A 22,182-nucleotide genomic window follows, 5' to 3' on the forward strand; every position below is an offset into this window, starting at 1 on the left:
TTCGTGGTGCCGCCGGAAGCGGCATGCGGCGAGGACGCCGGTCCCCCGTCGTCCCTCCGCCGCGAGCCGGCCTAGCCAGTCGACGAGGCGGAGGGTGGCGCGGCGTGGAGGAAGGTGACGAGACGTTCGAGGACGAGGTGACGATCCGGCCCGGTCAACGGGTCGTGCCCCGCACCCGGCACCTCCAGGTACGTCAGCCGGGCACCTTGGTGAGGTGCCCTGGCCATCCGGTCGCGGAGTCGTCGCGAGTGGCCGACGGGGATGATCGGATCCCGCTCGCCGTGGATGACCAGGAGCGGCAGCCGGAGGCGGTCGGCCAGGCGGAGCAGGTCACGGGGACCGAGCGCGTCGCCGGTGATCTCCTCACGGCCGCCGAGGCGGTCGAGCAGGTTGCGCACCATCGCCGGCCCATCGGCGTACAGTTCCCGTCCGGACAGGAACGGTGCGACGACGGCGGCGCGGGACCACAGGTCCGGTTCGGCGGCGGCCGCCAGCAGCGCGAGGTAGGCGCCGTAGCTCGGGCCGTACAGGATCGGCCGGGAGCCGCCGGGCGCGCGCTCGGCCGCCAGGGTCCGCCCCACATGGAGGACGTCGGCGAGGTCGGGCCCGCCCCAGGCGCCGCGGATGGCGTCGCGGTGGGCGGCTCCGTATCCGGTGCTGCCGCGCTGGTTGGGGGCGACCACGGCGATGCCCTCCGCGGCCAGGCGCTGGAACAGGGGGTCGTAGGTGAGCTGCCAGGCGGCCTCGGGCCCTCCGTGGAGGGCGAGCACCACACGCGCGGCGCGGACGGGATCACCGTAGACGACGGCTTCGAGAGGGCCGGCTGGTCCGTCGAAGCGGCGTACCACCGCGGGCGCCCAGGGGGCACGTTCGCCGTCCGCCACGAGATGCGCTTCACGGGAATCGGACAAAAACACCACCCGTGGCGGACGGTCGGGAGCGGAGTGGACCACGTGCAGCCCGTCCTCGTTCCAGCAGGCGGCCGGCAACAGGCTGCCGGTCGCCGGGCCGATCTCCCGGAGGCCGCCCTCCTCCAGGTCGTACAGCAGGACGACGGAGCGGACGCCGCGGGTGACCGACAGCGCGAGACGCCTTCCGGCCGGGTCGAGGGCGAGCGGCCTGACCATGCCCTCGACGGCGTTCAGGTCCTCGGGGAAGACGGTCGGCCCGTCGTCGTCCCGCCGGCGGATTCCCAGCCGGTGGACGCCTCCGCTCTCGAGGGCCGTCAGCAGGACTCCGCCGCATGGAGCGGCGAGCAGCAGATGCTCGCCCTGGCGCAGGCCGGGCAGGGGGGAGACGGTGCCGCGGGACGGATCCAGCACGACGGTTCGCGTTGCCCGGCCCTGCGAGCTCGCCAGGGCGAGGAGGCCCCCGCTCTCGTCGAGCCAAACGCCTCCGGACAGGAAGCTCGGCACGTCGGCGACCTGTTCGGGGCGTTCGGGCGAACCGGGGAGCCGCCACACGGTCGTGGCTCGCCCCGGGATCCTCAGCAGGGCCAGGGCGGCGGTTCCGGACGTCCGGCCGGCCACCAGCGCGAGGTCCCCGTCGTGGACGGTGAGCAGCTCCCGGACCGAGGTGGCGGAGCCGGTCGCGGCCGGGACGGCGAGGAGGACCCGGCGGGGACCTCCGGCTTCGACGCTGTTCACCAGGATGTTTCCGTCGCCGGTCGGCACCGCGGCGCTCCACGGGCTCACACCGTCCCGCAGGCGCAGGACACGGGACCGAGGACGCATACCAGTGAGATCCCACAGCTCGGGAGCCAGGCCGTCGCGGTCCCGGGCGGTGAGGCACACGGCGTACCGTCCGCTTCCGGAGAAGCGGAAGTTGATCCGCCACACCTGCGGGGGATGCGACGGTCCCAGCGCCCCGCCGATCACCGCGCTCGTCGTCGGCGCGTTCATCGCGCCTCCCCGCCTCGGGCCGGCACGGTGGGGCGGGCCGGGACGTCGGCCATCCAGGGACGGGCGCCGCCGTGGCGCAGCCGCCACAGGAAATCGAGGACGCCCGCCAGGCCGGTGTTCCAGCCGAAGCTCACCTTGTCGCCGCTTTCGTCCGGCACCACCAGCAGCCCGTCTCGTGTCACCGCGCGCGCCCACAGGCATGCGGCGAGTTCCTCGGCCTGGGCGCGATAGGCGGGTTCGCCGAGCAGGTCGGCCATGTCGAGCAGGAACTGGCCCTCCCCGGCCAGGCCGTGGCAGGCGACGGTTCCGGAGGACAGGCGGGAGGAGTGGACGGCGATCGCGGCCGCCCTGGCGGCGTCCAGGAACCGGGCCTCGCCGGTGGCGGAGTGGAGCCGGACCAGGAAGGTGCCCACCCCTGACGACCCGCTGCACCAGTACGGTTGCCTGATGGTGTTGCCGGGAGACTCCGTCCACCAGGCGGCGTCGCCCGTGTGGTGGGCCGCGGCCAGCAGCGTCCGCCCGCCGAGCAGGGCCGTCTCCAGGCAGTCGTCGCGGTCGAGAACGGTGGCGGCGGCGAGCAGGAAGGTCGCGATCCCGGCCACGCCATGGGCGAAGCCGTAGTGGACCGCACCGGCCAGCGCCGAGGCGAAGTCCTCGGGGATCTTCCACAACACGGTGCCGGGCGTACGCTCGGCGGCCGCGAGCAGGGCATCCGCGCACCGGCCGGCCATGTCGCGGAACCGGTCGTCGCCGGTGGCGTGCCAGAAGTGCAGCAGGGCCAGCCCGGTCCCGGCGAGGCCGTGGCAGACGTCCGGATTCGGCCAGGCGACCGGCAGGCCCAGCGCCAGGTCGACGCCGGCCGAGCGTAACCCGTCGTCGACGAGCGCGCGACCGGCCTCGTGGAGGCCCCAGGCGATACCGGCCCGGCCGAAGTACAGCCCCGGCGAGGGCCTGGCCTCGCTCACCAGACGCCGGACGGTCCATTCCGCCGCGTCCCTCAGGGTGGCGGTGACATCGGCGTGCCAGGACGAGAGCCCGGCGCTCCCAACGCCCCCGTGCTCCGTCACCGAGGCCAGCAGCGTGAGGACCCCGGCGGCGCCGTACTGGACGGCACAGGGGTCCGAGGTCGCCCCGAACTCCATGACGGGCCACAGATGCCCCCTGCCGGCCGGATCGGCGGCGGCCTCCCGGTTCATCCGCCGGAGCGTGTACGTGACTCCGTCGTGGAGCAGGCGGTCCTGTTCCGCGACGCCGAGGCGGTAACCGGTGACGTGCGCCGTGAACGGCCGGGGCTCCGTGTCCAGCTTGGCGAGGAACTTCTCGACCCGCCGCAGATCCCAGCGCCGGGCCGGGTCCTCCCGCATCAGGCCCAGGATCATCGGTGCCATCGCCTGGGCCAGGGCGTTGCCCGCACTCGCCACGTCCCACAGCGCCCGCACGCGGGAGTCCCACGACCGGCTCCCGGGCGGCTCGTCGTCGCCGAGCATCGGCCGGCAGGCCGTGGTCAGATAGAAAACGGTCGCTCCCAGGGCGTACAGGTCCACCTCGATCCCCGGCGCGGGACCGTACCTGGGCCCGCGGGCCTGCTCGGGCGGCGCGTACCCGGGTGTGTACGCCCTCGACACCGGGGTGCCGGGAGTGGCGGCCATCTCCAGATCGACCAGCCGGCAGTCGCCGTCCGGGCCGACGATGACGTTGTTCGGTGTCAGGTCCCGCAACACGAAGCCCCGCTCGTGTACGGCGTCGACCAGGCGGACCAGCTCGTGCACCACGGTCACCGCCAGGCCCTGCCGGCGGCCGGGGTCCGTGAGTCTTTCCTCGGCGGCCCAGGTCGTCAACATGGTGCCCTCGAGATGCTCCTGCGCCAGGAACAGGTTGTCCCCCTGCTCGAACAGGCTCACCTTGCGGCTCGTGATGCCCAGCGGCGCGAGGAGGTCGAGCATGTGCGCCTCGTGGCGGAGCTGGTCGCGCTGGTCGTGTCCCTGCAGGGTGGAGCTGATGTGCGGGCGAGCCTGCTTGATGACGACGTGGCCCCCGGAGAGCCGGTCCTCCGCCAGGAAGACTCCGCCCTTGGCGTTGTGGCGGATCGCCTGGCGCACCACGAAGCGGCCGGCCAGCAGAACGGCCTCCGGTGCGGTGGACCGCACCGGGGCCTGGCCAGACTCGAACGGGCAGGTGGCCCATTCCGGCGGGGAGTACCACGCGTTGCGCTGGTCGACCACACGGGCGCCGTCGGGAGCGGTCAGCGTCGAACTGTAGGTGCCGTCGTTGTCGAGCACGTTCTGGGCCGTGAAGACCCCGAAGCGGTAGTGGACCAGGCTGCCCGGCCGGTACGCCCGGTCGGACAGGATGGACGGGCCGGGCAGGCCGTGGGTGGCCGTGTGCAGGTCCTCGGCGATCACCGTCGCCGCCTCGTCTCCGGGCGGGTAGACGGTGACGAACTTGCCGACCGATCCTCGCCTGGCGCCCCTGGACGTGAGACCGGCCAGATCGGCGAAGGTGGCCGCGAACTTGAACGGGCAACGGTGGCGGGCCAGCACCTCGACCACCCGCGCCAGCACGACGGGAGCCGACAACTGTGTCGCCGACACGTGGAGCTTCCAGCCCTGTGCCGGTGTCGCCGCGCCCTTGGGGGTCACATACGTCCACGGCGTGCGGTGGCGGATCTCCCACTCATCCTCCGCACCGGGCGCGCCGGCCGCGTTGCGGTGCAAGGCGGCCCTGGCGACATCCTCCAGCAGGTGGATGTCCGCGCCCGCGCGCTCCGCCATGCCCGCACCGTTCTCGCTCACGCCGCAACCCTCATATCCGATGTTTGTCGGGACGTCTTCGGCGACCGCCGAGGCCCGCCTGCACAGAGAACACGAGCGGCCTTCTCGATTACTGATGGGCCGCTTAAGGACACCGTCCCGCGGGTGGCTTAAGCGGCCGCCACCACGGACCGCTGCCCGTCGAGAGATTCACAACCGGTCTTTCAGGCTCGGCCGCCCGGCTCAGCGAGCGGCCCCGGCTACCGCGGTCTCCTGGCCACGGCCACGTAGATCGGGAGGGCGATCGTGAGCTCTCCCCTCGCGTCGGCCAGGTCCAGTGACCGGAACCACAGGGACCTGTCGACGTCCGGGACGAGGCCTGATTCCCGCCGGTCGAGAACGGGGACCACGGACGCCGCGTCGGCCAGACGCGTGGACACCGCCTGGACCGCCCGCAGGACGGGATCGACGAGTCCCGCTCGGAGAAGCCTGCGTCGCAGGGTACGGCCGACGGTCGGGTGGGACACCTTGCCGCGGAAGGCGTGCAGAACCCGCGCGGTCAGGGTCTGGTCCACTCCGTCGACGACCAGCCCGCTCCAGTCCACGTCGATGACGCACAGACGCCCGCCGGGGCCGAGCATCCGGGCCAGGGCGTGGACGGCGGAGCCGGGGTCGGCCACATGCTGCAGGACGCGCTCGCACCACACCACGTCGAATGCGCCCGAGTGGTCGAGGGAGGCGACGTCCCCGATCCGGTAGGTGATCGTTCCCGCTTCCGGGACGCCGACGTGCCTTCTCCGCGCGGCCGCCAGCATCGCCGGGTTGAGGTCCACGGCCATGACCGATCCGGTCGGCCCGACCAACCGGGCGAGGTCCCGTGCCACCTCTCCGAGCCCGCACCCGGCATCGAGCACGCGTTCGCCCGTGCGGACGGACAGCAGGTCCAGAGCCGAGGCTCGTACGCTCAGCACCACCTCGTGCCGGGAGATCCGTTCGAGATACTCCTCCATGATGGACTGCGCTTCCGCGGTGGAACCGGCCTGAAAGATCTTGTCGTCCACGGAGTGTCTCCCCTTGTCGATGACGCGGGTCCGATCCGGACGAAGCCTGTGTCAGGCCTCGGGCAGCCGGGCGGCCGTCAGCGAGTAACCGCCGAGGCGGCAGGGCGTCCAGGCCGGCCCTGAACGACAGGCTTCCGGGCCGGGTAGCGGTTCCGTTCCGGGCCAATGCGAACGCCGGCCCGGAACGGAGTCGTCAGCGGTTCAGTAGTAGAGATAGAGGGCGTATCGGGAGCCGGCGAGCTCGCACTTGAAGTCCTGGACGATGCCGCCGCTGGTGATGGCTTGGAAACCGGCCCTGAAGCACTGGTCGCGATACTGGTAGTACCCCGTGAGGTGCCACGTCTCAGCGGCCTGCGCGGAGGCGGCCGTGGCGGAGCCGGTCACGGCGCCGAAAGCCAGCCCACCGGCTACCAGCGCCGCTGCGGCCAGACGACGGGTTCTCATTTTCTTCCTGCCCTTCATGAAGGAGCGCGTGCCACATGAACGACGATTTCCCAGCGAGAATTCGAATCGTTCACGTGATGTCCTGCACCCATGGTGCGCGAGCATGCTTGAGGATCACTTATGGCTGCCCTTAAAAGGCCCTGGAATTATCCTTAACCGCGCGAAGCCGAAGTCGCGGATCGTCGCGCACCCCCGTGGCGCCGGCTTCCCGCGCACGGCGCATCGGGCCGGTGCGCGAGTGAGCGCCCGGCCCACTCGCCCGAGCGAAACGACGTTCGCGCTGGTCACGAGAATCTTGACAGTGTCACATCGGGTATGCCTAGGATGTCGGCGTGGAACCCGATGACAGTCGCCGTGGACGTCAAAGGGCGGCCCGTCATTCCGAGGAGGGCGGCGGCCGCCGTCTTCCTCTCCTATATCCGTGAGCCGCGCGCATCTGCGCTGAGACGAACACCGAGACGCCCGTCGGGCATTCCGTGAGGCGTTTCCTCGGCAGGATCCAGATGCACGCCCTCCGGCTCGAAACACAGACTCGGCCTGCCGAGGGCGCTGCGGCACTCCACAGTGGAATGGCACCGTGTGCGAAATGAGGTTGCCCATGGAAGGCTTCACCGTGAATCCCCGGCTTCAACGTAATCTGGGAATCCTGGACGAGGAGTCCATGCGGAAGGTCGCGGACACCCATGTTCTCGTGGCCGGGGTGGGCGGCGCGGGCGGGCAGTGCGCGGTGGATCTGGCCCGCCTGGGCTTCGGCTGGGTGACGCTGGCGGATTTCGACGTCTACGAGGTGCACAACGCCAACCGCCAGATCGGCTGCTTCGACAGCACCCTTGGTCAGCCGAAGATCGAGGTCGTCGGCGACATGTGCCAGGACATCAACCCCGAGCTGCGCATTCGCAAGGCCGCCGAGGGCGTGACGGAGGACAACATCGACTCGCTTCTGTCGGGATTCGACGGCAAGCCGGTGGACTACGTGGTGGAGACCATCGACATCGCCGGCGCCCGGGCCAAGGAATGGTTGCATCAGGAATGCCGCAAGCGGGGCGTCGTCGTCATGACCGGCCTGATGCTGGGATTCGGCGCCGCCCTGCACGTCTTCCAGCCCGAAGCGCCCCTCTACGAAGACCTGTTCATTCTCCCGGACGGACGCGTCGACCTCACCAAGATCGTTCCCGGGCTCGGCAGCTACGTCGTCCAGGAGTACTGGGACGCCTGCTTCGCCGGACGCGGACACGCTCCCACCTGCGTTCTCGGAGCCACCACCGCGGCCGGGATGATGGTCGGCGAGATGATGCGCGGCATCCTGCTGGGACGCGATCAGATGGTGTCCCACCCCGAATACCTGTACGTGGACCTGTTCGACCACCGCTATGTCCGAGGCCCGGTCGCCGGCTGCGTCTCCCCCACATGAACGCCACGCCCACTCGTTTCCCCCTCACCCGGCCCGAGGAGGACGGCCCCGCCGTGCTGTGGGGCGGGATGTACGAATCCGGCAGCCTCAAACACCTGACGTACGAGCTGTGCCTGAACGCGGTTCCCCGGGCCGCCCGGGGATTCGTCGAGATCTCCGGCTCCTCGACCGCGCTCGCCCTGGACCTGCTCGGGAGAAGACGACGACTGCCGACCGTCGCCGTCGCCGACGCGTCCGGCCGCGATCACCTCACCCGGCGCGGCTTCCGTGGCCGGGTGCACACGATCACGAGCATCGGCGAAGCACACGAGGTGTGCCTGGAGTACGAACGGGCGGGCTGGTACTGGCCCAGGCAGTTCACCAACCCGGCCCTGGTGGGATACGTGGAGCGATGGGCGTGGCGTCTTCTGCGGCAGCTCCGCGCGGACTGGCCCGGCATCCGCCACCTGGTGTGCGGGTTCGGCACCGGCGCCACCGTCGCGGGACTGCACCGCGTCTTCGCCCCGCTCGGGTACGCGGTCGTGGGACTGCAGGCCAGGCGAGGCGACCCCGTTCCGGGATGGCGGAACTACGCCCTGCAGAACGTGGGCGAGCGGGATCTCTTCCACCGCTACCAGGCGGACATCCCGCTGGCCACCGCAGCCGGAGCGGACGCCCCCGGTAGAGGCGCGCTGCAGTCGCTGGTCGCGTTCGCCCACACCCACACCCATCCCGAACAGGTACTGGTGATCTCCCACGACGGCCGGCCCCGCCCGGATCTCGCAAGGCGATGGCCACAGTGGGTTCAGCCCAGGAGCCCGGCCCCTACCGACAGACCGCGGTCACTCGGATAAGGGCGACCCGCTGCACCATGCGACACCACCGGTTCGGAGGTACGGATTTTGCTCCACGAGATCCCGGAGACAGGCCGTGGACGGATAGAAGCCGCCACGGTACTGGACGATCTCCTTCGTGAGTGTGAAGCCTGGTTCAGCCGGCGAGGGCTGACTCTGAGACACGACGAGGACCTCTCGAACTGGGTCCGTCACATGCGAACAGCGCCCGCGACAGACGGCATAAATCCTACTTATGACCCGGAACACAGCCCCGTTTCCCCAGGGAACAGTTACTGGCTGGACGTCAGGGACCACGACGCACGGACTGTCGCGTGCATCGCCGCTCGAATGATCCGTACGGACGACTTCGCGCAGCACATGAGCTCCATGCGGCTGTGGTTCGACCCGCTCCCCTCGGAGATGGGAGGGCCACTGAATCTTCTTCTGCCTCCGAATACGCCGGTCATCTCCGGCAGGGTGGCGCACTACGGTGGACATTGGGTCCACCCGGACTGGCGGGGAAACGGAATACCGGGAATCCTCCTCCCCATGGCGAAGATCCTCACGATGGAGCTGTTCGAAAGCGACTGGGACACGGGAATCGTGCTCTCGAACAGTGCTCAGAGACGCGACCTCATGGCCGCGTATGGTTTCGCGAAGGCAGAACTCTGCTACTCCGGCTTCTTTCCTCCGCTGCATCGCGACGAGACTTTCTTCCTGGTTCGGAGCACCCGGGAACAGACCCTGCACGACCTGCCCAATGTGATAGCCGCCCTCGGTGCCGCGCGGGACAGGTTCCGGCCCGTGACCTTCCCGGCTCCAGCGCTCCCGCCGCACCTGGTGACATGAGGCACGGCGTCTGGAGCGATCCATGTGCGAGTGCCGCCGAAGGCTGTAACCATCGCCGGGCGACAGGAAGGTGAGTGACTTGAGCGAGCCCGCGGTCCGGCCGAACGAGACGACGGTGCCCTTGATGCCGTGCGCGTCGGTGGAGGAGACCCTGGCGTTCTACGAGGCGCTGGGATTCGAGGCGACCTACAAACAGAGCAAGCCCTATGTCTATCTGGCGTTGCGGTGGAGCGGATTCCAGCTGCACTTCGGTCCGGCGCCCAAGGACCTGGATCCGGCCCGGGAGGAGTCCGGCGGCTGCCTCGTCATGGTCGACGCCGTGGCGCCGTACCACGCGGCGTTCGTCGCGGCGATGCGCCGCGTCCACGGGAAGGTGCTGAGTTCCGGCCTGCCGCGGATCACCCGCTACCGCCCCGGCGCGTCCCGGTTCACGCTGATGGATCCGTCCGGGAATTCGATCATATTCATCCAGCGCGACGAGCCGGCCGAGTTGGAGTACGGCGGGTCGAAGAAGCTGACGGGACTGGCCAAGGCGCTCGACAACGCCCGGATCCTGCGGGAGTTCAAGAACGACGACCTGCAGGCCTTCCGTGCGCTCAAGTCGGCGATGCGCAGGCACGGCGCGGACGCCTTGCCGGTCGAGCGGGCCATCGCCCTGTGTCACCTCCTCGACCTGTCCACGGTCCTCGGTGAGCCCGCCGATCCCTGGCTCACCGATCTGCGTGGTCTGGAGCTCACCGCCGACGACCGGCGGCGCGTCGAGGCGGAACTCGGGCATCTCGCCGGACTCCAGGAGTGGCTCCCCTGAAAGGAACGCAGCATTGATGCCAAGATTAGAGGTGCTAATAAATAAATTCAGGAGAATTAAATTGTTCTTATAGATCGCGGAGCCGGACGCTGCCGTCATGACACTGACCGGTTTGTACGTCCCACTGATCACCCCCTTCGACGTCGAGGGCGCCGTCGCCCTGACAGTGTTGGAAGCCCTGGCGCACGACGTGCTGGACGCCGGCGCGACGGGCGTCGTCGCGCTGGGCACCACGGCGGAGCCGGCTTCGCTGACGGACGGCGAGCGGCGCGCCGTCCTCGACGTGGTCGCCGCGGTCTGCCGGGCCCGCTCGGCGGAGCTTCTGGTCGGCGCGAACACAGCGGAGGCGCTGACGGCGCTGCGCCGCCGTCCCGAGGTGACCGCCGCCCTCACGCTCGTGCCGCCGTTCGTGCGGCCCGGCGAGGCCGGGGTGGTCGCGCACTTCACCGCGCTCGCCGCGGCGAGTCCGGTGCCGCTGGTCGTCTACCACGTGCCGTACCGGACGGGCCAGCACCTGTCCGCCGACGCCCTCCGGCGGCTCGCCGGGCTGCCCGGTGTGGCCGGGGTGAAGTACTCCGCCGGTGGGATCGACGCGGAGACCGTCGAGCTTCTGGCGGATCCGCCGGAGGGCTTCGCGGTGCTGGGCGGTGACGACATCGTCATCTCACCTTTGCTGGCGCTCGGCGCGCAGGGCGGGATCCTCGCCTCGGCGCATCTCGCCACAGCGCGGTTCGCCGAACTGATCACCTTGTGGCGGTCGGGCGACGCCGCCGGGGCCCGGGCGCTCGGCCACCGCCTGGCGGCCCTGTCGGCGGCCCTGTTCGCCGAGCCCAATCCCACCGTCGTCAAGGCCGTCCTGCACACGCAGGGCCGCATCCCGGCCCCCGGCGTACGGCTGCCGCTGCTGCCGGCGGGCCCGGAGGCGCTGCGACGGGCGCTCCGGGCGGCGGACGCGGTCGTCTAGAGGGCCTTGAGGTAGCGGCGCATGCGGCGCTTGGCGCGGTAGCCGTACCGGAGGACCTTGGGCGGCACCTCCAGGCGCAGCCGGGCGCGGCGGCGGGCGGCGGCGTGCTCGGGACCGTCCAGGAGCGAGCGGGCCGGCTCCAGCGTGCCCGCGCGGGCCGCGGAGACCAACGCCGCCACCCGGCCGGTCCAGTCGGTGGCCGAGGCGTCGTGGAAGTAGTTGGCCCGGCACCACTCCGCGTCCGGCGTGCGGAAGTCCGCCTTCGCCAGGTCGTCGAGCGTGCCGAGGCAGCCGCTGCCCTCGAACACCAAGTTGATCATCTCGGCGCTCACCCCGAAGTCCGACAGCACGAGCAGCGGCACGTGCCCGGCGATGGCCTCCAGCGCGGCCGTCGAACTGACCGTGACGAACCCGGCCGCGCGCGACAGGTGCTCGTGCATCGGCCCGGCGGCGAAGCGGACCAGGTCGCGATCCACCCGGCCCTCGTCGGCCAGCGCGTTCCACAGCCGCTCGTAGTGGTGGCGTTCGTTGTGCGTCTGCCGCTCGTCGTCGCGGGCCCGCAGCTTGACCACCACGTCCAGGTCCGGCCGGGCCCCCGCGAGCGCGGCCAGGGCGAGCAGGACGTCCTCGCGCTCCTCGCGGCGGCGGGGCACCTTCGCCTGCGTGGCGAACACCACCCGGTCGCGGACGCCCCCGCCGGTGTCCGCTCCGAGGCCGCCGAGGTCCAGATAGGGCAGCCGGGCGAGCGCCACCGCCCCTCCCCCGCCCAGTTCCCGGCCGATGGCCGAGAACTCGGCGACCTCGCGGCCGCTGTGCACCACGAACAGGTCGCAGCCGCTGCGGAACAGCCAGGCCTTCTCCGTGGCGGGCACGGAGATGCCGGGCAGCCCCGACACCAGCACCGGGCGGGGCCGCAGCCCGGCCAGCGTCTCCGCCGCCAGCGCGTCCACGACGGGTCCGGTGCAGGCGAGCAGCACGACGTCGGGCCGGAACCGTTCGGCGGTCCGCCGCAACTGCCGCGCCGGCAGCACCGCGGGCAGTTCCCGCCCCGCGGCCCCGGCCCGGGTGCCGCTGACCGCGGCGGCGATCTGCGCCGCCGAGGGCGCGATGGGGGTACGGACGACGACCAGGTCCGTGGTCCAGTCCTCCGGGAGCGCGTCGAGCAGGCCCGCGGCCCACTTGAGGTACGAATCGGAGTCGGCCACGGCGAGCAGACGGGTCAAGGAGCGACCTTTCCTTCACTTGTACGGGGAGAGTCCGGCGGCGCCCCGCTCACCTGCTGGGGCTGGTGCGCGAACAACTGGAGATGGGAACGGAGGGACGGGGCGGCCGAGGAGGTCCACCAGTCGTCCGGCACGTCCACGGCCTCCACCGGCACGCCCCGGGCCGACAGCAGCACGCGCAGCGAGGTCACGGCGGTGGACGGCAGGCTCAGCACCCGCTGGCCGGGCCGCAGGTCGCGCAGCGTCATCTCGGCCGGGGCTCCGGCGTCGTACACGGTCAGGCCGGCGATGCGGCGCACCCGGTCGAGGTCGCGGGGGTCCTCGCGCCGGTGGGGGAAGTACGCGACGGGCTCCTCGATCCGCTCCAGCCAGCGCAGGTAGCGGTCGCGGTGGATGAGCCCGTTGCGTACGAGCGAGGTGCCGAGCACGACCGTGCGCTCCGGCGGCGGCCGGTCGGCGGGCTGGGCGCGCAGCCAGGCGAAGTCGTGCCGGACGAGCCGGACGCCCGCGCCCTCCACCTCCTCGGCGAGGCCGGGGGGCACGGGAAGCGCGGTGAAGACCGAAGGACGGCGCGTGCGCAGGCGGAGCCCCGCCGCCGCGCCCAGGACCTTCCGGCCCAAGCTCGCCGTCGCGCGGGCGCGCAGCAGGGGGCGCCGCGCGACCAGTAACTCCAGGAGGCGGATCGTGGCGAGCCCGTCGTCCACGAGCACGGTGCGCCCGGGAACGGCCGTCACGAGGGCGAGCTGGACCCGCCCGGAGAAGGCGTCGCCCACCGCCCAGGTGCGGCTCGGCCGGGGAATCCGCTCGGACGGCTCGGCGAACTCCAGCCCCTCGGGCAGCCCGAGCCGCCCCAGCTCACGCCGGGTCATCCGGAGTGCGGGCAGCCCGGCCCGAGGCACCACCCGGGTGATGCTGCCGAGGAGCCCCGCACTGTGCGCCTCGACGACGCACAGGAGCTGCAGGGGGGACTCCACCCATGCGACGGCCTGCCCCTGCCCGGCGGCGTGGCGCCGTCCCTCGTCATCCACGCCGCGTGAGGATTCGTTCACGACGCGCTCACCCTAGCCACCCCATGCGACGTACGCGGGAACTCGGGGTGAACGGACCCCGAAGGGATCATGCCGGGGCGTTGGGGCAGCATGGGGGCATGGAAGACATCGACTTGAACAACGGCGTTCCCATGCCCCGGCTCGGCTTCGGCGTCTGGCAGGTGGCCGACGACGAGGCGGAGAAGGCGGTCACGACGGCGCTCGAATGCGGATACCGGAGCATCGACACGGCCAGGCTCTACCAGAACGAGGAGGGTGTCGGCCGGGCCCTGCGCGCCTCCGGCATCCCCCGCGAGGAGCTGTTCGTCACCACCAAGCTGTGGAACGACCAGCAGGGCTACGACGAGGCGCTGCGCGCCTTCGACGGCAGCACGCGGCGGCTCGGCCTGGAGACCGTCGACCTCTTCCTGATCCACTGGCCCTCGCCGAAGCAGAACCGGTACGTCGAGACGTGGCGGGCCCTGGAGAAGCTGTATGCCGACGGGCGGGTCCGGGCGATCGGGGTGTCCAACTTCACCGTGGACACGCTGGAGCGCCTGCTCGCCGAGACCGGCGTGGTCCCCGTGCTCAACCAGATCGAGCTGCACCCGCAGCTCGCCCAGCGGGAGCTGCGCGAGTTCCACGCGCGGCACGGCATCGCCACCGAGGCGTGGAGCCCGCTCGGCCAGGGCCGGGGCCTGCTCGACCTGCCGGTTCTCGCCGAGATCGGCGGCAGGTACGGCAAGACCGCCGCGCAGGTGGTGCTGCGCTGGCACCTCCAGCTCGGCAACGTGGTGATCCCGAAGTCGGTGACGCCCTCGCGCATCAGGGAGAACATCGAGGTCTTCGACTTCGAGCTGAGCGCGGAGGACATGGCCGCGATCGACGCCCTCGACGCCGGTCGCCGCCTCGGGCCCGACCCCGCCACCTTCGGATAGGAACACCGGCCCGCCGGACAGGAAGACCGGCCCGCGCCCTATGGAACTCGCCCGTAGAAAGCACGCCCTATAGAGAACGGTCGCGCCGCCCTCCCCCGGCACCCCGCCGCGCGGAGGGCGGCGCGTACGGGCCGGGTGCGCGCATCCCCGGAGCGGGGCGCGGCATTGGGGGGCGGGCCCGGGGTGAGCGCAGCCGGCGCGGGCACGCAGCGGGCCCGGCGTGAGGGGACGGGCCCAGCGTGAGGGGACGGGCCCAGCGTGAGCGCAATAAGAGTGGACAGGCATGGCCGGGCCGGGGACGCATGTCACGGCGAAGCCTCCCGAACCGGACGCGGCGCGTCCACAGGGTCACCCTGCGTGCGTTTCCCCAGGCGGCCAGGGGGATATGGTTGCTGCCGTGCCGCAACCGCGACGATCGACGAAGCTGTGGGCAGGGGTCGCCGCGGCGCTCCTGCTGGCTCTCGGGCTCACCGGCGCGGCCCGGGTCGAGCCCGCCCCGCCGGAGCACCGGCCCAACATCGTGCTGATCCTGACCGACGACCTCGACGCGGCGGATCTCAGCCGGTTCCCCAACATCGGCAATCTGCTGGTGAGCCAGGGCACCACCCTGTCGCGCTTCTTCGTCACCAATCCCTGGTGCTGCCCCTCCCGCTCCTCGATCCTCCGCTCGCAGTTCATGCACAGTCACCAGGTCGAGAGCAACCGGGCGCCGACCGGCGGGTTCACGAAGTTCCGGCCGCTGGAGGCGTCCACGATCGGGACGTGGATGCACGACGCCGGCTACCGGACCGCGCTCTTCGGCAAGTATCTCAACAACTACCCTCAGGGAGCGCCGCGCACGTACGTCCCGCCCGGCTGGGACGAGTGGGCCGTGCCGGTCACCCGCCTCTACCAGGAGTACGGCTACGCGCTCAACGACAACGGGACGATCCGGCGGTACGGCGACGCTCCGGAGGACTACCTGGAGGACGTGCTGAGCGCCAAGGCGGCGGCGTTCACCTCGTCGGGAAGCGCACCGTTCTTCCTCTACCTCGCCCCCGTCGCGCCGCATCTGCCCGCGCACCACGCGCCGCGTCACGCGGCCGCCTTCGCGGACGAGCAAGCGCCGCGGACGGCGTCGTTCGACCAGGCCGACCTGTCCGCCGAGCCCCGATGGCTGCAGGAGCGGACGCCGTTGTCCGAGGCCGACGTGCGCAGGATCGACCGGGTCCACCGCGACCGGCTGCGCGCGATGCTCGGCGTGGACGACATGGTGGGCGCCCTGGTGGACGCGCTCACCCGGGCGGGGCGGCTCGACGACACCTATATCTTCTTCACCTCCGACAACGGCTTCCATCTCGGCCAGCACCGGCTGAGGCCGGGCAAGACGACGCCCTTCGAGGAGGACATCCGGGTCCCGATGGTGGTGCGCGGGCCCGGCGTGCCGGCCGGGGGCGTGATCGACGGGCTCGCCTCGTCCGTCGACCTCGCGCCGACGTTCGCCGAGCTGGGCGGAGCGTCCGTGCCGCTCTCCGCGGAGGGCCGCTCGCTCGTCCCGCTGCTGCGCGGGCTCGACGTGCCCTGGCGCGACGCCGTCCTGGTCGAGTTCTACCACCCCTCCTACTCACCGCAGTCGCCGCCGAGCTACGCCGTGCTGCGCACCGGCCGCTACGCGTACGTGGAGTACGAGACCGGGGAACGGCAGCTCTACGACCTGTGGGAGGACCCGGCGGAGCTGCGCAACATCGCGGGCTCGGCGGAGCCCGGCGTCGTCGCCGTGCTGTCGGCCCGGCTGGCGCTGCTCCGGGCCTGCGCCGGGATGACCTGCGCGCTGACGGACGCCGCCGGCGTCGGAGACGGCTCGGCATAACGGCGACTCCGGCCACAGGTTTGGGGCAACCGGTATTCATTTCTGCCCATATGGTGATGGGAGCGCTCCCATGCGTAGTATGTACCGTAACATCCCTTTTGGAACCCCTAACCCCCCGGGGAGTAACAGTTAGGTTTCGGCATATTGACGCCCGCGTTGCTCATAGAGGACCCTTCGTGGGAGCGCTCCCAACAGTGCTCACACATACAAGCACAACCATTGATCGCGGGCCGTGACGTCGGGGACCGGCCTGGGATGAACCTCCCAAGAGATTCGGGTACCACCTGAGAGGGGTCCGGAAGAATGTTCAACAACTCGCGCCGCGGCAGGCTGCTCGCGGTCGCCGCGGTGGCGGCGCTGACGCTCGGCGTCACCACCGCCTGCGGCTCGGACGACAAGCCCGCCGACAACGCGGCAGGCGGCGGCTCCACCGCGGCGGCGGGTCCCGTGACCATCACGCTTCAGACGTTCGGCGGCGGCAAGAACTTCGGTTACAAGGAGGCCGTCGACAAGTGGAACGCCGAGCACAAGGACATCACGATCAAGTATGACAACCTGACCGACCAGTTCGAGCAGGTCTACTGGCCGCAGATGATCCAGTGGCTCCAGTCCGGCGCGGGCGCCGGCGACGTCGTCGGCATCGACGAGGGCGGCATGGGCCTCGCCAAGGCGCACCCCGAGTGGTGGGCCGACCTCGGCGAGTTCGGCCTGCAGAACCGCAAGGCCGACTTCGCGGACTGGAAGTGGGAGAACGGCGTCACCGCCGACGGCAAGCTGTTCGGCCTCGGCACCGACGTCGGCGGCATGAGCCTCTGCTACCGCCGTGACCTGTTCGAGAAGGCGGGCCTGCCGGCCGACCGCGACGAGGTCAGCAAGCTCTGGCCGACGTGGGACGACTTCGTCAAGGTCGCCCACAAGTTCCAGGACAAGATCAAGGACACCAAGTTCGTCGACGGCACCAACACGCTCTACAACGTGGTCCTGGTGCAGGAGGCCGCCAAGAACGGCAACGTCTCCTACTTCGACAAGGACAACAACCTGATCGTCGACAAGAACCCCGCGGTCAAGTCGGCCTACGAATTCGCCCAGAAGATCAGCCAGGAGGGCCTCACGGCCAAGCTGCGCAACTTCACGCCCGAGTGGAACACCGGCATGAAGAAGTCGCAGTTCGCCACCCTCGGCTGCCCGTCGTGGATGCTCGGCGCGGTGAGCGGTGACGGCGGCGCCGGACCGGACTTCAAGGGCAAGTGGGACGTCGCGGCGGTGCCCGGCGGCGGCGGCAACTGGGGCGGCTCCTGGCTCGCGGTGCCGAAGCAGTCCAAGCACCCCAAGGAGGCCGCGCAGGTCCTCGACTACCTGACCGGCAAGGAGGCCGAGGTCAGCGTCTTCAACTTCGCCGGCAACATGCCGAGCAACGTCCAGGCGCAGCAGGACCCGGCCGTTCAGGGCGCGAAGAACGAGTACTTCAACGACGCTCCGGTCGGCGACATCTTCGCCAAGTCCGCCTCGGCGCTTCAGCCGGTCTTCCTCGGCGTGAAGCACGCCCAGGTCAAGAACGCCGTCGAGTCGGTCGTCTCGGCGATCGACGACGGCTCGGTGCCGTACGCGAGCGGCTGGAAGAAGCTGGTCGACGACGCAGTGAAGGCCGCGGGCTGATCCTGCCCGCCAGGTGAGCACCGGCCCGCCGCAGCGGCACCCCGCCGGCGGGCCGGTCGCCTGCTTTCACCCGAAAGGTAACTTATGAGCCTGCACGTCGACGCCGGGCGACCCACCCGCGCACCGATGCCGCCCGGCCGGAGGCACGTCCGGCCGAGATCGGGCCGGTCCTTCCTGACCTGGCTGGACCTCAAGGCCGCTCCCTACCTCCTGGTCTCTCCCTACTACCTGCTCTTCCTGATCTTCGGGCTCTTCCCGCTCGGGTTCACCCTGTACTACTCGTTCTTCGACTACGACCTGACCGGTACGGTCGAGTGGACGGGCCTCGGCAACTACACCGCCATGCTCGGCGACGCCGACTTCTGGAAGGCCGTCGTCAACACGCTCGCGATGTTCGTCATCGCGACGGTCCCGCAGATTCTGCTGGCGCTGCTGCTGGCCAACGCGCTGAACAAGCGAATCAAGTTCCAGCTGTTCGTCCGGCTGGGCGTCCTGCTCCCCCTCGTCACCTCGGTCGTCGCGGTGGCGGTCGTCTTCACCCAGCTGTACGGCCGTGACTGGGGCGTGGTCAACTGGGTTCTCGGCTGGTTCGGGGCCGACCCCATCGACTGGAAGGCCCAGCGCCTCCCCTCCTGGATCGCCATCGCCACGATGATCGACTGGCGCTGGACCGGCTACAACGCGATCATCTTCCTGGCCGGCATGCAGACGATCCCCAAAGACCTCTACGAGGCGGCCTCGATCGACGGCGCGTCCCGGCGGCGCCAGTTCTGGCAGATCACGATCCCGATGCTCCGGCCCACGATGATCTTCGTGGTGCTGAACTCCACCATCGGCGGTCTCACGCTGTTCTCCGAGCCGACCACGTTCTACAACGGCAACGTCCACGGCGGCAGCGACAGCCAGTTCCAGACCGTGTCGATGTTCATCTTCGAGCAGGGCTTCCGCGAGTTCGACTACGGCTACGCCTCCGCGGCCGCCTGGCTGCTGTTCCTGCTCATCCTCGTCGGGTCGGCCATCAACTTCCTGCTCATCCGCCGGATCGGGGGCAACAAGTGACCACGCTCTCCGCGCCCGCCTCCACGCGGCGGCGCCGCGCCAAGGCGCCGGGAGGGGCCTCCGGCCTCTGGAACGCCACGCCGATGACGAGGCTCATCCTCGCGGTCACGATCATCATCTCGGCGTTCCCGCTGTACTACATGATCGTCATCGCCTCGCGCACCAACACCGAGGCGACCGACATGCCGCCGCCGTTCCTGCCGGGCGGCAACCTCGGGGAGAACATCCAGCGGGTGCTCACCAACCCCGACGCGCACTACCTCGCCGGTCTCACCAACTCGCTGATCATCGCCGCCACGGTGACGGTCTCGGTGGTGCTGATCTCGACGTTCGCCGGCTTCGCGTTCGCCCGGCTGAACTTCCGGGGCGGCAAGGTCCTCCTGCTGCTGGTCCTGCTGACCATGATGGTCCCCCTGCAGCAGATGGGCATCGTCCCCCTCTACCGCCTCATGGTCAGCCTCGAATGGGTCGGCTCGATCAAGGCGGTGATCCTGCCCTACCTGCTCAACGGGTTCGGCGTCTTCCTCATGACGCAGTACACCCAGCAGGCCGTGCCCAACGAACTGGTCGAGGCCGCCCGCGTCGACGGCGCGTCCACCCTGCGGATCTGGTTCAACGTCGTCCTGCCGGCCGTACGGCCGGGCATGGCGGTGCTGGGCATCAACACGTTCATGCTGATCTGGAACGACTTCATGTGGCCGCTGATCGTCCTGACCCCGGACAACCCGACGGTTCAGGTCGCCATCAACTCGCTCAACGCGAAGTACGGCACGGACTACGTGCTGATCTTCAGCGGCACGCTGATGTCGATTCTCCCGCTCATCGTCGTCTTCATCCTGTTCGGCCGACAGATCATCGGCGGACTCATGGAAGGTGCGGTCAAGGCGTGACAACGCAAGACACACGACCAGAGGCGGAGGCGGCCGGCCTGATGTTCCCCACCGGGTTCGTCTGGGGCGCCGCGACCTCCGCATACCAGATCGAGGGTGGGCTCACCGCGGACGGGCGGGGCACCTCGATCTGGGACAGCTTCTGCCGTCAGGAGGGCCGGATCGTCGGCGGCGACCACGCCGAGACCGCGATCGACCACTACAACCGGTACCGCGACGACGTGAAGCTGATGGCCGACCTCGGCCTGACGGCCTACCGGTTCTCCGTCTCCTGGCCGCGGATCCAGCCGGACGGCTCGGGCGCGTACAACGCCAAGGGCCTCGACTTCTACAAGAGGCTCGTCGACGAGCTGCTCAGCTACGGCATCGACCCGTGGCTGACGCTCTACCACTGGGATCTTCCGCAGGCCCTGGAAGACGCGGGCGGGTGGCCCGCGCGGGACACGTCGAAGCGCTTCGCCGACTTCGCCGCGACCGTCCACGCCGAGCTCGCCGACCGGGTCAGGAACTGGAGCACGGTCAACGAGCCCTGGTGCTCGGCGTTCCTGGGGTACGCCTCGGGCGAGCACGCGCCGGGCAGGCGTGAGCCGGCCTCCGCGCTGCGCGCCGCGCACCACCTCAACCTCGCGCACGGCCTGGCCGTGCAGGCGATGCGGGCGCAGAACGCCGGCTCGCAGATCGGCGGGTGCGTGAACCTCTACCCGGTCACGCCGGCCACCGCCAGCGAGGCCGACCAGGACGCCGCCCGCCGCATCGACGGGCTGCAGAACCGGTTCTTCCTCGACGCGCTGCTCAAGGGCGCGTACCCGGAGGACGTGCTGGCCGACCTGAGCCACATCTCCGACATGTCCTTCATCCAGGACGGCGACCTGGCCGCGATCGGCGCTCCGCTCGACATGCTGCTGGTCAACTACTACAGCCGCTTCACCGTGTCGGGCGCCCCCGGCGGCGCCGTCTCGGCCGCGGCCGCCCCGACCGACTCCGGGTCCCCGTGGATCGGCAGCGAGCACGTCGGGTTCGTCAACGCCGGCCGCCCGGTCACCGCGATGGGCTGGGAGGTCGACGACAGCGGGCTGTACGAGACGCTGCGGCGGCTCGCCGACGACTACCCGCGCGTCCCCCTCTACATCTCCGAGAACGGCGCGGCGTACGACGACGTGTTCGGCGAGGACGGGACCGTGCACGACCCCGATCGCGTCGCCTACATCGAGGCGCACCTGCGCACCTGCCACGCCGCCATCGAGTCCGGCGTCCCGCTCCAGGGCTACTTCGCCTGGTCCCTGATGGACAACTTCGAGTGGGCGTGGGGATACGGCAAGCGCTTCGGCCTCGTCTACGTGGACTACGAGACCCAGGCGAGGACGATGAAATCGAGCGCGTTGTGGTATGCCGACACCATCAGGCACGGCGGCCTGCTGGGTCGGGCACAATAAGCGCAGACGCGATAAGGGGGCAGTATAGATGAACGGGGACCGCCGTTCCGGAGGTCGGCCGACTCTGGAAGCGGTCGCCGCGCGTGCCGGTGTCGGCCGCGGCACCGTGTCGCGGGTCATCAACGGCTCACCGAAGGTGAGCGACCGTGCCCGCGACGCGGTGTTACTGGCGATCCAGGAGCTCGGCTACGTGCCCAATCGGGCGGCGCGTACCCTTGTGACCAACCGGACCGACACCATCGCCCTGGTGGTGTCGGAATCGGAGCAGCGCGTCTTCGACGAACCGTACTTCGCCGGGCTGATCCGCGGGATCGGCTCGGCGCTGGGCGAGACCGGCCTCCAGCTGATCCTCACGATGGCGCAGAACCGCGCCGAGCACGACCGCCTGGAGCACTACCTGACCGGGCAGCACGTCGACGGCGTCCTGCTCACCTCGGTGCACGGCGCCGACCCCCTGCCGGGACGGCTGGAGGATCTGGGCGTCCCCACGGTGCTCGGTGGCCGGCCCGTCGGGCTGAACCCCTACAGCTTCGTCGACATGGACAACCGCGCGGGCGCGCGGCAGGCGGTCAAGTATCTGGTCTCCAAGGGCCGGAGCCGGATCGCCACCATCGCCGGTCCCCAGGACATGGGCGTGGGTGTCGACCGTCTGGCCGGGTACCGCGACGCGCTGCTCGCCACCGGGATGAGCGAACGCGTCTCGTACGGCGACTTCTCCGAGGAGAGCGGTTCGGCGGCCATGCGTGAGCTGCTGGCCCGGCATCCCGATCTCGACGCGGTGTTCACGGCGTCCGACCCCATGGCGGTCGGGGCGCTGCGCGTGCTCAAGGAGAACGGCATGGTGGTGCCGGACGACGTCGCGCTGATCGGTTTCGAGGACTCGAAGGTCGCCCTGCACACGGAGCCGCCGCTGACCAGCGTGCACCAGCCGACGGAGGCGATGGGCCGGCAGATGGTCCAGCTCCTGATCGCCCGCATCAACGGCGAGCCGCTGGAGCAGCCGGTCGTCATACTCGACACCCACCTGGTGATCCGCGCCTCCGCCTGACGGGAGCCCTACCGCGAGACCGCCGCACACCCCCGGGGTGTGCGGCGGTCTCGTT

The 22,182-nt window shown here is 70.4% G+C and carries 18 protein-coding genes; 12 read left to right on the forward strand and 6 right to left on the reverse strand.

Annotated features, from left to right (window positions below):
* Nucleotides 1-71 precede the first annotated feature (71 nt).
* The 4 genes from HHX33_RS15790 to HHX33_RS15805 all read right to left on the reverse strand — a co-directional run bounded on the left by HHX33_RS15790 (nt 72) and on the right by HHX33_RS15805 (nt 6,156).
* The gene (locus HHX33_RS15790) at nt 72-1,901 is read right to left on the reverse strand and encodes an alpha/beta hydrolase family protein (RefSeq protein ID WP_182875263.1); all 1,830 of its coding nucleotides are present in this window, start codon (nt 1,899-1,901) and stop codon (nt 72-74) included.
* A complete protein-coding gene (gene lanL, locus HHX33_RS15795) occupies nt 1,898-4,693 on the reverse strand; it encodes a class IV lanthionine synthetase LanL (RefSeq protein WP_182875264.1) in 2,796 nt (931 codons plus the stop codon). Before lanL ends, HHX33_RS15790 begins: the two co-directional genes overlap by 4 nt.
* 218 nt (nt 4,694-4,911) lie before the next feature.
* Entirely contained in the window at nt 4,912-5,712 is an 801-nt protein-coding gene (locus HHX33_RS15800) for a methyltransferase domain-containing protein (protein ID WP_182875265.1), read from the reverse strand.
* A gap of 201 nt (nt 5,713-5,913) precedes the next feature.
* The gene (locus HHX33_RS15805; RefSeq protein WP_182875266.1) at nt 5,914-6,156 is read right to left on the reverse strand and encodes a hypothetical protein; all 243 of its coding nucleotides are present in this window, start codon (nt 6,154-6,156) and stop codon (nt 5,914-5,916) included.
* Between the two features lie 598 nt (nt 6,157-6,754).
* Between HHX33_RS15805 and HHX33_RS15810 the strand changes: the two genes are divergently transcribed.
* The 5 genes from HHX33_RS15810 (at nt 6,755) to HHX33_RS15830 (ending at nt 11,003) form a co-directional block, all read left to right on the forward strand.
* Entirely contained in the window at nt 6,755-7,567 is an 813-nt protein-coding gene (locus HHX33_RS15810) for a ThiF family adenylyltransferase (RefSeq protein ID WP_182875267.1), read from the forward strand.
* A complete protein-coding gene (locus HHX33_RS15815; RefSeq protein WP_182875268.1) occupies nt 7,564-8,400 on the forward strand; it encodes a pyridoxal-phosphate dependent enzyme in 837 nt (278 codons plus the stop codon). The genes HHX33_RS15810 and HHX33_RS15815 overlap by 4 nt, the downstream gene beginning before the upstream one ends.
* Nucleotides 8,401-8,931: 531 nt before the next feature.
* Nucleotides 8,932-9,231, forward strand: coding sequence for a hypothetical protein (locus HHX33_RS15820; protein WP_182875269.1), 300 nt, complete (start codon nt 8,932-8,934; stop codon nt 9,229-9,231).
* Nucleotides 9,232-9,310: 79 nt separating this feature from the next.
* Nucleotides 9,311-10,039: a glyoxalase gene (locus HHX33_RS15825; protein WP_182875270.1), complete on the forward strand. Its 729-nt coding sequence runs from the start codon at nt 9,311-9,313 to the stop codon at nt 10,037-10,039.
* A gap of 97 nt (nt 10,040-10,136) precedes the next feature.
* Nucleotides 10,137-11,003 (forward strand): dihydrodipicolinate synthase family protein, encoded by an 867-nt coding sequence (locus HHX33_RS15830; protein ID WP_182875271.1) that lies wholly within the window; start codon nt 10,137-10,139, stop codon nt 11,001-11,003.
* Here HHX33_RS15830 and HHX33_RS15835 read toward each other — a convergent pair.
* Together HHX33_RS15835 and HHX33_RS15840 are read right to left on the reverse strand one after the other, a co-directional pair.
* Nucleotides 11,000-12,226: a DUF6716 putative glycosyltransferase gene (locus HHX33_RS15835; protein WP_111701009.1), complete on the reverse strand. Its 1,227-nt coding sequence runs from the start codon at nt 12,224-12,226 to the stop codon at nt 11,000-11,002. The genes HHX33_RS15830 and HHX33_RS15835 overlap by 4 nt on opposite strands.
* Complete coding sequence (locus HHX33_RS15840) at nt 12,223-13,275, reverse strand: hypothetical protein (RefSeq protein WP_310741396.1); 1,053 nt, start codon at nt 13,273-13,275, stop codon at nt 12,223-12,225. Before HHX33_RS15840 ends, HHX33_RS15835 begins: the two co-directional genes overlap by 4 nt.
* A gap of 98 nt (nt 13,276-13,373) precedes the next feature.
* On the opposite strand from HHX33_RS15840, the gene HHX33_RS15845 reads away from it, so the two are divergent.
* From HHX33_RS15845 to HHX33_RS15875, 7 genes are all read left to right on the forward strand, one after another.
* A complete protein-coding gene (locus tag HHX33_RS15845) occupies nt 13,374-14,192 on the forward strand; it encodes an aldo/keto reductase (RefSeq protein WP_182875272.1) in 819 nt (272 codons plus the stop codon).
* A 397-nt stretch (nt 14,193-14,589) separates the two neighbouring features.
* A complete protein-coding gene (locus tag HHX33_RS15850; protein WP_310741397.1) occupies nt 14,590-16,041 on the forward strand; it encodes a sulfatase in 1,452 nt (483 codons plus the stop codon).
* A 303-nt stretch (nt 16,042-16,344) separates the two neighbouring features.
* Nucleotides 16,345-17,697, forward strand: coding sequence for an ABC transporter substrate-binding protein (locus tag HHX33_RS15855; protein WP_182875274.1), 1,353 nt, complete (start codon nt 16,345-16,347; stop codon nt 17,695-17,697).
* 84 nt (nt 17,698-17,781) lie between these two features.
* Nucleotides 17,782-18,756, forward strand: a complete 975-nt coding sequence (locus HHX33_RS15860) for a carbohydrate ABC transporter permease (protein WP_182875275.1) — start codon at nt 17,782-17,784, stop codon at nt 18,754-18,756.
* Nucleotides 18,753-19,646 (forward strand): carbohydrate ABC transporter permease, encoded by an 894-nt coding sequence (locus HHX33_RS15865; protein ID WP_182875276.1) that lies wholly within the window; start codon nt 18,753-18,755, stop codon nt 19,644-19,646. The genes HHX33_RS15860 and HHX33_RS15865 overlap by 4 nt, the downstream gene beginning before the upstream one ends.
* A 41-nt stretch (nt 19,647-19,687) precedes the next feature.
* Nucleotides 19,688-21,079, forward strand: coding sequence for a GH1 family beta-glucosidase (locus HHX33_RS15870; RefSeq protein ID WP_182875320.1), 1,392 nt, complete (start codon nt 19,688-19,690; stop codon nt 21,077-21,079).
* A 28-nt stretch (nt 21,080-21,107) separates the two neighbouring features.
* Nucleotides 21,108-22,127: a LacI family DNA-binding transcriptional regulator gene (locus HHX33_RS15875; RefSeq protein WP_111701018.1), complete on the forward strand. Its 1,020-nt coding sequence runs from the start codon at nt 21,108-21,110 to the stop codon at nt 22,125-22,127.
* Nucleotides 22,128-22,182 lie beyond the last annotated feature (55 nt).

Source organism: Microbispora sp. H10670 (assembly GCF_014161385.1).
Lineage (GTDB): Bacteria > Actinomycetota > Actinomycetes > Streptosporangiales > Streptosporangiaceae > Microbispora > Microbispora triticiradicis.

Bases quoted from the DNA above. Each gene is read 5' to 3' on its own strand.
- HHX33_RS15790 (WP_182875263.1), bottom strand. From the start codon at position 1,901: ATGAACGCGCCGACGACGAGCGCGGTGATCGGCGGGGCGCTGGGACCG.
- HHX33_RS15805 (WP_182875266.1), bottom strand. From the start codon at position 6,156: ATGAGAACCCGTCGTCTGGCCGCAGCGGCGCTGGTAGCCGGTGGGCTG.
- HHX33_RS15810 (WP_182875267.1), top strand. From the start codon at position 6,755: ATGGAAGGCTTCACCGTGAATCCCCGGCTTCAACGTAATCTGGGAATC.
- HHX33_RS15815 (WP_182875268.1), top strand. From the start codon at position 7,564: ATGAACGCCACGCCCACTCGTTTCCCCCTCACCCGGCCCGAGGAGGAC.
- HHX33_RS15820 (WP_182875269.1), top strand. From the start codon at position 8,932: ATGGCGAAGATCCTCACGATGGAGCTGTTCGAAAGCGACTGGGACACG.
- HHX33_RS15830 (WP_182875271.1), top strand. From the start codon at position 10,137: ATGACACTGACCGGTTTGTACGTCCCACTGATCACCCCCTTCGACGTC.
- HHX33_RS15845 (WP_182875272.1), top strand. From the start codon at position 13,374: ATGGAAGACATCGACTTGAACAACGGCGTTCCCATGCCCCGGCTCGGC.
- HHX33_RS15855 (WP_182875274.1), top strand. From the start codon at position 16,345: ATGTTCAACAACTCGCGCCGCGGCAGGCTGCTCGCGGTCGCCGCGGTG.
- HHX33_RS15860 (WP_182875275.1), top strand. From the start codon at position 17,782: ATGAGCCTGCACGTCGACGCCGGGCGACCCACCCGCGCACCGATGCCG.
- HHX33_RS15870 (WP_182875320.1), top strand. From the start codon at position 19,688: ATGTTCCCCACCGGGTTCGTCTGGGGCGCCGCGACCTCCGCATACCAG.
- HHX33_RS15875 (WP_111701018.1), top strand. From the start codon at position 21,108: ATGAACGGGGACCGCCGTTCCGGAGGTCGGCCGACTCTGGAAGCGGTC.